Below are 10,541 nucleotides of genomic sequence, written 5' to 3'. Positions count from 1 at the left end.
GCTTATTCCTCCGCTGCGGTGACAGCAGCAGCGGTATCGGCCAGCTGCGCAGGTTCAGCGTTTTGCTCGGCCGGTAGTGGCCGCTGAGGATCTACAATCATGCCGACCGGAGTAAGACTCTGCTTTTCCAGAGTCACTTGCGTTCCTGCGACAAAATCGCCCTGAACCCACACGTACTCTTCTGACTTCTGCAGCACGTTCACAGGCGTTTCGACAATGGCATTGTCGTCATTGAGGCTCAGTAGTTTGTCGCGTTTGTAGAGTGCCGCGCGTGGCAGCTTGACCACATTGTTTAGCGCCCTGCCCTCGATCAAGGCCTCGACAAACAGGCCCGGCAACAACGGCACTTGCTGAGCGAAAGGCTCAGGCACTTCGACCACGGCGTAATACATCCGCGTATCGCGATCAACATAGGCGTCGGTGCGCACGAGCTTACCCTGCCAGCGTTGGGTATGACCGGCAACCGTGCCTATGACGGTCACCTCCGGGCGCTGATTGGCCGCTGTGCTCCGGGCGAAGGGCAAATCAATCAGAGCGGCCTGTTGCTCGGTTAGAGGTAAGCGCACCTCCACTACCGATGAATCGTAGGCCGTGGCCAATGTGGTCCCCGCCGAGACGTACTGCCCCAAGTCCACCTGAGTTTCTTTCAGCCTGCCCGGGTAAGGAACACTGATGCGGGTGCGCTCCAGGTTCAACTGCGCCACCTCAAGGTCAGCTTTGGCAGCGGCGAGGTTCGCTTTGGCGGCGGCAAGCTGCGGCTTACGCATAAACAAATCATTGGCACTGTCATCGCCGAGATCACGCCACTCGCGTCTGGCCTGACGACTCAAGCCCTCTTCCTCGGCGAGGCGTTGCTCAGCGGCAGCCAGTCTGGAACTGGCCGCCAGCAGAGCCGCCTGGTAGTCCCGATCATCGATTTGAATCAAACGCTCATCGGCGGCAAAAAAGCCGCCGTCGACAAAGTGATCTTCCACGCTGACCACCTGGCCCGATACCTGAGCCACAAGGCTGATTTCCCGCCGCGGCGTCACTGTGCCCTGAGCTGTTACCGCCAACTGCAGAGTGTCTGGCCGGATTTCGACCACATTGACCTGCACATTCGCTGGCGCTTCGGGCGCCGGCTGCGGCACCGGCTTGGGTTTGGCAACGACCAATACGGAAATGGTCAGTACACCAGCCACGACAATCGCCAGGGGCAAAGCAAACTTTTTCATGGGGACTCCTTTGGGCGCTCACGACAGTTTCGGGGGCTCGTGGCAACGTTTTAACGGGTCAGCCCGAAAGGCTCGACCCTCCTCTTGCATAGAGACGCATTATCCCACCCTTTGGTTGCACCTGCGAGAAACGATCGTGATCCTTCTACCCGCATGGCCCAACACCGATACTCGCGTTTGCCCGTTCATGGTACTCTAAGCGCCAAGGCTGAATATCCCGCCCGGTGGTTGGTCGGTTTGGCAGCAAAGGTGCAGAGGCCCTTCAACCCCAACCGTGAAGGAAATCAACCGCATTCAGCGACTCGCTGACAGACTGTCGCTCACCTGCGCCGGGGGATTTGACCGCTAACCATAGACTGACAATGGTGCTGAGAGCGCTTTGAAGGCCTGGGCCGAGTGCTGAAGAAATCTCGTTGGTCGACTGATTGCCCAATAAAAAAACAAACTCAACTCGTGAGGCTGCTACACCTATGAGCTATATGGCCCTGAAACATTCCCATTTGCTACTTGTGGTCCTTTCCATCGGGCTGTTCTTCTTGCGCTTTATCGCCCGCGAAGCCGGAGCCCGGTTTACCCAGGCAAAATTCTTTAAAATTGCACCGCACATCATCGATACCTGCCTTCTCGCTACCGGTATTGGCTTGGTCATTGTCGTCGGCTACCCGCTCTGGCCGGTAAACTGGCTGAGCGTTAAAATTCTGCTGGTGATTGCGTATATCGTCTGCGGGATTATCGCCATGAAAGCCACCAGCCGAGTCAAGCGCTGGGGCGCAGCGCTACTGGCTCTGGTGTGGATTTTGGGCATACTGCACTTGGCGATGAGTAAAACGCTCTAGCCTTACACCACACCAGAAGTGGCGCGAAAAGCACCACAGAAACAACACCGCAAAAGCTCAAGATTAAAAAGACGCGTAGCCGGAGAGAGCCGTCAGAGTGACTCCAGGCGAGTTTTCACAATGCCCGCCAGAGTTTTGGTCGCCGGACCCGCGATGTCCGGCTCGGAAAACACCAGGTAGAGCGCCACCTTGCGCTCGCCACCCTGAACCACGGGTAGCCGTTTTAAGGTGCCGTTTTGCAAGTCGTCTTGCAGATAGCCGCCGGGCAACCAGGCGTAACCGAGACCGCGACGCACGGCGGCCAGTGAAGTGGTGATATGGGCCAGTGTCCAGCGCTGTTCGGCCTCTTGCCAACCGGCACTGTAGCGCCGGTGGATACCCGAGTCGCGCACAATCAGTTGGCGGTGATGGCGCAGATCCTCCTGGGAGATACTGCGCCCCATTTGATGCAGCGGATGCCCGGGTGCGGCGACCCCAATCAGCGACACATCCCCCAGGTAATCACCCATAAACCCCGGAGGCATACGGGCCGTTATGGCCAGGTCCACCTGCTTTTGTACCAGTGCGTCCTCAGTCCCGCTCAACACCGACTCGAGCACATCCACCCGGGTGGCCGGAAAGTGCTCGGCAAAGCGCTCCAGGCAATCCAGCACAACCCCACCGGGTACCAATAGATCTGCGGCCAGTCGCACCACCGGCTCAATTTTCTGCCCCATTCGCTCGGCACAGCCCTCAAGCGACTCCGCCTCCGCCAAGAGGTGCTTAGCGCGCCGGTACAGGCTTTCGCCGGTTGGGGTGGCCAGGGCTCGGCGGCCTTCAATCTTGAACACCGCCACATTGAGCGCCTGCTCCAGCTGGCTGATGGCATAGGACACCGTCGACTGACTCTTTCCCAGATGCTCGGCGGCCCGGGCGTAACCGCCATGCTCAATCACGGCCACCAGAGCGCGCCACTGCTCGAGCGTCACCTTCATTTCCCTGGACATTCGGTGCCCTCCCCTTCAAATCGAATATTTCGATGATTTGGCCGTAAATTACCCCATTTATCATCTACTCAGCAAATATTTAAATAGACCCATCGACATTCACTGATGGAGAAACCCACAATGACAACCCTGTTGCAAATCAAGAGCAGCCTCAATGGCGAGAATGGTCAGTCCACCGTTTTGAGTAATCAGTTCGTAGAACGCTGGAAGGCGGAAAATCCCGATGGCGAAGTGATTGTCCGGGATCTGGCCGCCAACCCGGTGCCCCACCTGGACGGCGAGCGCTTTAACGCCTTTTTGACGCCGGCGGAAAAACGCAGCAGTGCCGAGCAGAAAATCGTCGATTACTCAGACGAGCTGATTCGTGAGATCAAGGCGGCGGACCTGGTAACCATTGGTCTGCCTATGTACAACTTTGGTATACCTTCGACACTGAAGGCCTATTTCGACCACATTGCACGCTCGGGCGTGACCTTTCGCTACACTGCCGAGGGTCCTCAGGGGCTTCTGCCGAACATCCCGGTGTACATCATCGCGGCGCGCGGCGGCCTCTACGCCGGCACTCAGGCGGACTCACAGACCGGCTATATGCAAACGTTCTTGAGCTTTATTGGCTTGAGCGATACCCGATTTATCTACGCCGAAGGGCTGGCAATGGGTGATGACGGCAAAGCCAAAGCGCTGGAGCAGGCCCGGCAGTCTATCGACGAAGCGGTTGCGGCCTAGGCACGCAAGGCGAGCGCAGGCCTACGCCCTTACTTTTACAGGAGGCACATTATGTCCCGACAATTACGACACATTATTCCGGCCGTCTCCACCAGCGATGGCGCCGGCGTCAAAATCAAGCGCAGCCTGGGCCAGTCACAGTCGGCGCGCTTTGATCCGGTACTGATGCTGGACGAGTTTAACTCTGATAACGCCTCTGACTATCTGGCGGGTTTCCCCTCGCATCCGCACAGGGGATTTGAGACAGTCACTTATATGCTCGACGGCCACATGTTGCACGAAGATCATATGGGCAACAGAGGCGATCTGCGCGCAGGAGACGTGCAGTGGATGACGGCTGGAAGAGGCATTATTCACTCGGAAATGCCGCAGCAAATTGAAGGCAGAATGCGCGGCTTTCAGCTGTGGATCAACTTACCGGCGGCCGAAAAGATGAAGCCTGCGGCCTATCGGGACATAGCCGCGGCGGAGATTCCCGTGGTGTCTCTGGCCGATGGCGGCAGCGTCAAGGTGATTGCCGGGGAGCTGGCGCACGCGCAGACAACAACCCGCGGCGCGATCGCCGGCCTGAGTACAGAGCCACTGTACTGGGATATCGAGCTGCCCGCGAAAAGGCGAGTTGAATTGAGCCTACCCGAGCAGCACCAGGTGTTCGTGTACCTCTACGAGGGCGACAACCTGCTGGTGGGCGAGGATCTGCGCCAGTTGCAAGTCAGTCAGGCCGGGCTCCTAAGCAGTGGCGACCAGCTGACACTCTCTGCTGGAGACGAAGCAGTGCGTTTACTCGTTATTGGCGGCAAACCTATTGGCGAGCCCATTGCCCAATACGGCCCCTTTGTCATGAACACCGCCGAGGAGATCGAGCAGGCCATTAACGACTACCGTGCCGGCCAGCTGGCAGGTTAGCCCCACGAAAAAGGCGCTCATCGAGCGCCTTTTTTAGTAGTTTTTAATTTTGCAAATCGCTAAGTTTCTCAGGGCATGGGCATATCGCTGGTGTCCATATTCTCGGCCATAAACGACGAGATTTTCTCCCAATGCTGGGAAACCAGTGCCACATCTTCCGGTTCAGCGTCCACTTCACCGGCCATTTCCCGCATCATCTGTTGTTGCTCGGGAGGCAAGCTCTGCATCATCAAATCGCGCATATGGGCCCCTATGGCCATACCCAGGCGTGAACTTACCCGCATGTAATCGCCGGCGCTGCCCCAGTCGTGCTGGTTGAGAACCTTGTAAACTTTGTCGTAGGCGTTTTGTTCTTTGAGCATGTCATCAAGCAACTCGTCCTGCTTCTCCAAGCTCAGGGCCTTGAACTCCTCTTCGGTGTACTGGCTGGCAATGGCCGAATCCTTACTGATGGATTCAAACACTTCCTGCATCGGCATAAAATCCTTGGTAGTGGCCAGCCAGTTATCCAGCGCTTTTTCATTCAGCGTCACATCGGCGAGCGCCGCTGAGGTCAGCACCAACATAACTAAGGTGGCCAGAGACCGACACAGAATTCGAGTTACACCTTTCATTCTATTCTCCCAAAAGAGCAGCCCCAGGCTGCTTGAATTTACGCAAGCCGCAACGTTAACGCCGTCACCTGCGCCCATATAACATAGATGCCGTAGACAACCACAGGGGTGAGCATTCCCAATTCCAGACCGGCCACCCCGTAGCCGGTGGTATAGGGGTAAATGACAAACAACTGTACCAGGGTTGGAACCCATGCCAGCACCAGGGCTTTCCAGACCCAGCGGCTACCAAACACGGGGAGCAAAAACAAAAAGCCCCAGAGACCGCCCCACACCAGCCGCGGATAGAGCCAGGCAGCCGACAAGCCGGGCGCAAGGCTGACATCGAGCACCTGAACCAAGCCATAACGCCCGGCAAGCCACAGCGCCAATGAGCTGACCAAAGCCCCTAAACTGCCTGCCGCGTAAACCAGTAAACCTTTTCTCATGGGTATAACACAACTTCACATGTGCATTTGTTACAATCGCCCGCCAGCATATCCGGCCCCGCCAGGAAGTTAAAGCCCTATGTTTTCATTTTTCGAACGGCTCCTCAAACCCTTTCCCGAGGCCCCCGTCGGTCCGCCGCCGGCGACGCTCTTTGCCTTTTGTTGGCACTATACCCGCGGTGCCAAGCGCTACCTGCTGGCTATGGCCGCCATTTCGGCGACGATTGCATTGATTGAGGTGTCGCTGTTTGGCGCGCTCGGCAGTCTTGTGGATTGGCTCAACAGCACCACCCCGGAAACGCTCTGGCAGGATTACGGCACCCCACTAGCGATCATCGGGGTAACGCTACTGATTGGTTTACCGCTGATCATTCTTGTGCACGCCTTGCTTATCCATCAAACCATGCTCGGCAACTTCCCCATGGCCATTCGCTGGAAGGCCCATCGCTATTTGTTGCAACAGAGTGTGAATTTTTTTCAGGATGAATTTTCCGGCCGTTTGGCCACAAGGCTGATGCAAACCTCTCTCGCCGTGCGCGAGACCGTCATGAAACTGTTGGACGTTGCCGTATACATCTGTGTGTATTTTGGCAGTATGGTGTTGCTTATGGCGGCGCTGGACTGGCGCCTTGCCATTCCCATGGTGTTATGGTTGGCCGGTTATGTGGCGCTGCTGAGTTATTTTTTGCCGAGGTTGCGGCAAATATCCACTCGCCAGGCCGACGCCCGAGCGGAGATGACCGGCCGGATTGTCGATACCTATACCAACATTCACACAGTCAAGTTGTTCTCGCACGCCGGACGCGAATCCGCCTATGCCCGCGAGGCTATGGATGATTTTTTGCAAACCGTGCACCCGCAAATGCGTTTGGTAACCGTGCTCAGCACCTGCGTCTGGACGCTGAATTCAGTGCTGATCTTTTCTCTGGGCGTGCTCGGCATCGTGCTATGGTCACAGGCCGCCATCAGCACCGGCGCCATAGCCGCCGCCCTGGCCATGGTGCTGCGGATCAACGGCATGTCCCAATGGATCATGTGGGAAATCTCGGCGCTTTTTGAAAATATCGGCACCGCGCACGACGGCGCACGCACCCTGTCCAAGCCGCTGACGGTAACCGACGCCGAGGGGGCCGCCGCCCTGCAAGTCAGCCAGGGCCGCATTGATTTTGAACACGTGAGTTTTCACTACGGCAATAACGAAGACGTCATCAGAGACTTCACCCTGAACGTCAAGCCCGGCGAAAAAATTGGCGTTGTGGGACGCTCAGGCGCCGGCAAGTCAACTCTGGTAAATCTGTTGCTGCGATTTTACGATATACAGCAGGGCTCTCTGAACATCGACGGGCAAGCGGTCAATTCGGTAACGCAACAAAGCCTGCGCCAGAACATCGGCATGATCACCCAGGACACCTCGTTGCTGCATCGCTCCATACGCGATAACTTACTCTACGGTCGGCCAAATGCCACCGAGGCGCAAATGGTGGCGGCAGCCAAGCAGGCACAAGCGCACGACTTTATTCTGACGCTGCAAGACAGTAAGGGGCGCACCGGTTACGACGCGCACGTGGGCGAGCGCGGCGTTAAGCTCTCAGGTGGCCAGCGCCAGCGCATTGCCATCGCCCGGGTGCTGCTCAAAGACGCACCCATTCTGATTATGGATGAAGCCACCTCGGCGCTGGACTCGGAAGTCGAAGCAGTGATTCAACACAATCTCTCCGCACTCATGACCAACAAAACCGTGATTGCGATTGCACACCGCCTGTCCACCATCGCCGCGCTGGACCGGTTGGTGGTCATGGACGCCGGTCGCATCGTCGAGCAAGGCAGTCACAGTGAGCTCATAGCCAGCGGCGGACTCTACGCCCAACTCTGGGCGCATCAATCGGGTGGTTTTTTGGGCGAGGAGTAACTAACCTTGAAGCGGCCATTCAGCGAAACAAGTTCTTGTAGATCAGCAGGCTCAAACCCACCAAAAAACCCAGATGCGCCAACACGGCCCCGCCGGCAAACAAATACACCAGAGCCGGCGGTGTTGGCTCAATCAGCGAAAAGGTCATATTGATCATCAAGGGCAAAGCGCACAGCAATACCAGTATCAAACTCAGTGCAATCAGTTTTAATTCTTTTTCGGCCCGTGCGTAAACCACCCGGGTTACCGGGTTGCGTTTCCAAAGAACGTTAAGCAGCCGCTTGATCATCCGCCCTTACCAGCCCTGTGACGAATTTCCCAGCAGTGATGTATCTTGCCGTTGCGGGAAAAATCCTCATCAATAGTGCTCTGGGTAATGTTGCGGATCTCGTAGGAGGTCAGCGCCTGCTCATCGAGTTTGAAACTGCGCAGGTTGTTGGAGAAAAACAGGACGCCCTCGCTCTCGAGCAAGCGCATGGCGCTATCGATTAAAAACACATGGTCGCGCTGAACATCCAGAACATCGTCCATCCGCTTGGAGTTGGAAAAGCTCGGCGGGTCGAGCAAAATCAAATCAAACTTTTGATCCGCCTTGGCGAGCCACTGCATGCAGTCGGCCTGCTCAAGGCGATTGCGCGATTCAGACAAACCGTTCAGCGCCAGATTGCGCCTTGCCCAATTGAGGTAGGTCTGCGACATATCCACACTCAAGGTAAACCTCGAGCCTCCCACAGCCGCTTGCACGCTGGCAGCGGCGGTGTAGCAAAACAGGTTTAGAAAACGCTTGCCCTTGGCCAGTTGAGCTATCTGCAAGCGCAGTGGCCGGTGATCGAGAAACAAGCCGGTATCCAGATACTGCCAGAGATTCACCAGCAAACGCGCCTGGCCTTCGTGCACCTCGAGCATCTCATCGCGAGCGCCATCAAGTTTTTCGTACTGACTGCTGCCGCGATTGCGCCGGCGCTGTTTGTAACTGACCTCGGTCTCATCCACCATCAATGCAACCGGCACAGCCGCTTCAATCTCGGCAAAGCGCTCAGCCGCCCTATTCTCATCCACCGAACGCGGCGGTTGGTATTCCTGCACGTGCACCATTGTGCGCCGCTGATCAGAGCCAGGCAGCTTACCGTGGTACACGTCCACAGCACAGGCGTACTCCGGCATGTCCGCATCGTAGAGCCGATAGCAGTTGGCATGGGTGCGTTTGAGAAAAGGCTTGAGCTTCTTGGCATTTTTCTGCAAACGGTTTACCAGCATTTGTGCCCCGTCACTCAGAACTTTGGTCGGGCGCTCGGCGGGCTCATCCCCAGGGCTCGAGCTTTGCGGGCGAGCCTGAACAAACTTCTCCGGCTGCACTTCGAACAGCAAGAGCTCGCTGGCAATGGCGCCGTTAAACAACTTGTATTTTTTCCCGGCCCGCAGTCCCATCTGTTTGCCAAGCTCAGGGTTGCCGGTAAACACCGCCGCGCGCCAGCCGCTAAACTCTTCCCGCAGCCGTTCGCCGAGGTGCGCGTAAAGAATTTTCATCGCTTCGATCTCGCCCAGCCGCTCACCATAGGGAGGGTTAGTGACCACCAGGCCAGTGTCCAGATTCGAATGGGTCGGGCGCTTGAACTCGCGCAGCTCTTTGCGACTGACCCTGAGCCAATCGTCCAGTCCCGCGCGCTCAATATTCTCTTCCGCCGCCCGGATGACTTTGAGGTTGGCATCATAGCCGCGAATCTCAGGCAGGGACGCTTGCTCCAGACCGCGTGCCTTGCGCTCGCGAGCTTCTTTTTGGAGTGCCTCCCACAGATCGCTGCGATGGGCCAGCCATTTCTCAAAGGCAAAGGTTGGGCGCATTAGACCGGGCGCAATATCGGCCGCCATCAGGGCCGCCTCGATCAAGAAGGTACCCGAGCCACACATCGGATCGATCAGGGCCGTCTCTGTAGCACCACTGCACCACCCCGCACGCAGCAAAATCGCGGCCGCCAGATTCTCTTTGAGCGGCGCTTCCCCTTGCTGCTTACGATAGCCACGTCTGTGCAGGCTCTCACCACACAAATCGAGACTGATCACCGCTTTACCACGGCTCAGACGAGCGTTTACTCTCAAGTCCGGCGATGTTTTCGACACCGACGGACGCGTGCCAAACCGCTCGCGCAAATGATCCACGATAGCGTCCTTGACCTTGACGGCGCCAAACTGCGTATTGCGGATGCCGGGACTCTGGCCACTGAAATCCACCAAGAGCGTTCCCTCAGGTGCCAGATGCCCAGACCAATCGACCCCTCTCACCAGCTGATAAAGCTCGTCAGCGTCGCGCACGGCGCCGCTGGCGACAGGCAGCAGCACTTTATTGGCAAGACGCGACCAGAGACAGGCGCGGTAGGCCATGGCCAAATCCCCGCTGAAATAGACCCCTGCCACGGTTTCGCGGCAGCCAAGCCCTCCCAGAGCCTCAAGCTCACTCAGAAGCAGGCCTTCGAGGCCCTTGGGGCAGGTGGCAAAAAATTGTGTTGTCTCTGACGTTGTCTCTGACATAGTCTCTCTGCTTCGGTTTTTTATCTAAGGCCCAGATCCCAGGCACTGCGCGCGTTTGCGAGCGGATGATCGCGTTTCGTTCACTTTTAAGTCCTTAGTGATCTATCAGGCCAATTCCCTATAAGAATAAATTCGTTCACACAGCCATTACATTTTGGTGTACTGACTCTCCCGCTGCTGAAAATAGTCAGCGCGCCGGCCAAGGTCCGGCCATCGCAGCGGGTAATCCAATCACAGTGTCCGGCCCTTAGGCCGCCAGATGCCTTCGTACCTACTCGGCATCGCGGTACGCTTGTGTCCGAAATTGGCCAGACTCTGAATCGCTAACCCATCAACAGGGAGGCATTTGGCTTTACGCAATCTCAGCGACGACATCGACGGCCCTCATAGGTTTGG

At 57.0% G+C, this 10,541-nt stretch carries 10 protein-coding genes; 4 read left to right on the top strand and 6 right to left on the bottom strand.

All coding sequences use genetic code 11. The annotated features are described in order from the left end of the window. Positions 1–2: 2 nt before the first annotated feature. A complete protein-coding gene (locus QWI16_RS08535; RefSeq protein WP_302712381.1) occupies positions 3–1,214 on the bottom strand; it encodes an efflux RND transporter periplasmic adaptor subunit in 1,212 nt (403 codons plus the stop codon). Positions 1,215–1,684: 470 nt separating this feature from the next. On the opposite strand from QWI16_RS08535, the gene QWI16_RS08530 reads away from it, so the two are divergent. Continuing rightward, positions 1,685–2,050: a SirB2 family protein gene (locus QWI16_RS08530; protein ID WP_302712380.1), complete on the top strand. Its 366-nt coding sequence runs from the start codon at positions 1,685–1,687 to the stop codon at positions 2,048–2,050. Between the two features lie 92 nt (positions 2,051–2,142). On the opposite strand, the gene QWI16_RS08525 is transcribed toward QWI16_RS08530, so the two are convergent. Continuing rightward, positions 2,143–3,036, bottom strand: a complete 894-nt coding sequence (locus QWI16_RS08525; RefSeq protein ID WP_302712379.1) for a LysR family transcriptional regulator — start codon at positions 3,034–3,036, stop codon at positions 2,143–2,145. A gap of 120 nt (positions 3,037–3,156) precedes the next feature. On the opposite strand from QWI16_RS08525, the gene QWI16_RS08520 reads away from it, so the two are divergent. Both QWI16_RS08520 and QWI16_RS08515 read left to right on the top strand, forming a co-directional pair. Continuing rightward, on the top strand, positions 3,157–3,762 hold the full coding sequence (locus tag QWI16_RS08520) for an FMN-dependent NADH-azoreductase (protein ID WP_302712378.1): 606 nt from the start codon (positions 3,157–3,159) through the stop codon (positions 3,760–3,762). A 51-nt stretch (positions 3,763–3,813) separates the two neighbouring features. Continuing rightward, positions 3,814–4,668 (top strand): pirin family protein, encoded by an 855-nt coding sequence (locus tag QWI16_RS08515; RefSeq protein ID WP_302712377.1) that lies wholly within the window; start codon positions 3,814–3,816, stop codon positions 4,666–4,668. Positions 4,669–4,736: 68 nt separating this feature from the next. On the opposite strand, the gene QWI16_RS08510 is transcribed toward QWI16_RS08515, so the two are convergent. Both QWI16_RS08510 and QWI16_RS08505 read right to left on the bottom strand, forming a co-directional pair. Further along, positions 4,737–5,282 (bottom strand): hypothetical protein, encoded by a 546-nt coding sequence (locus QWI16_RS08510; RefSeq protein WP_302712376.1) that lies wholly within the window; start codon positions 5,280–5,282, stop codon positions 4,737–4,739. A 38-nt stretch (positions 5,283–5,320) separates the two neighbouring features. After that, complete coding sequence (locus tag QWI16_RS08505; RefSeq protein ID WP_302712375.1) at positions 5,321–5,710, bottom strand: hypothetical protein; 390 nt, start codon at positions 5,708–5,710, stop codon at positions 5,321–5,323. Positions 5,711–5,789: 79 nt separating this feature from the next. On the opposite strand from QWI16_RS08505, the gene QWI16_RS08500 reads away from it, so the two are divergent. Continuing rightward, a complete protein-coding gene (locus QWI16_RS08500) occupies positions 5,790–7,619 on the top strand; it encodes an ABC transporter ATP-binding protein (protein WP_302712374.1) in 1,830 nt (609 codons plus the stop codon). Between the two features lie 19 nt (positions 7,620–7,638). Here QWI16_RS08500 and QWI16_RS08495 read toward each other — a convergent pair whose 3' ends face one another. Together QWI16_RS08495 and rlmKL are read right to left on the bottom strand one after the other, a co-directional pair. Then, positions 7,639–7,908: a hypothetical protein gene (locus QWI16_RS08495; protein ID WP_302712373.1), complete on the bottom strand. Its 270-nt coding sequence runs from the start codon at positions 7,906–7,908 to the stop codon at positions 7,639–7,641. Continuing rightward, the gene (rlmKL, locus tag QWI16_RS08490; protein ID WP_302712372.1) at positions 7,905–10,145 is read right to left on the bottom strand and encodes a bifunctional 23S rRNA (guanine(2069)-N(7))-methyltransferase RlmK/23S rRNA (guanine(2445)-N(2))-methyltransferase RlmL; all 2,241 of its coding nucleotides are present in this window, start codon (positions 10,143–10,145) and stop codon (positions 7,905–7,907) included. Before rlmKL ends, QWI16_RS08495 begins: the two co-directional genes overlap by 4 nt. Between the last annotated feature and the right edge of the window lie 396 nt (positions 10,146–10,541).

It is taken from the genome of Gilvimarinus algae (assembly GCF_030518215.1).
Lineage (GTDB): Bacteria > Pseudomonadota > Gammaproteobacteria > Pseudomonadales > Cellvibrionaceae > Gilvimarinus > Gilvimarinus algae.
Note: the sequence above shows the minus strand (reverse complement) of the source record. Positions and strands in the feature narration are given on the sequence as shown.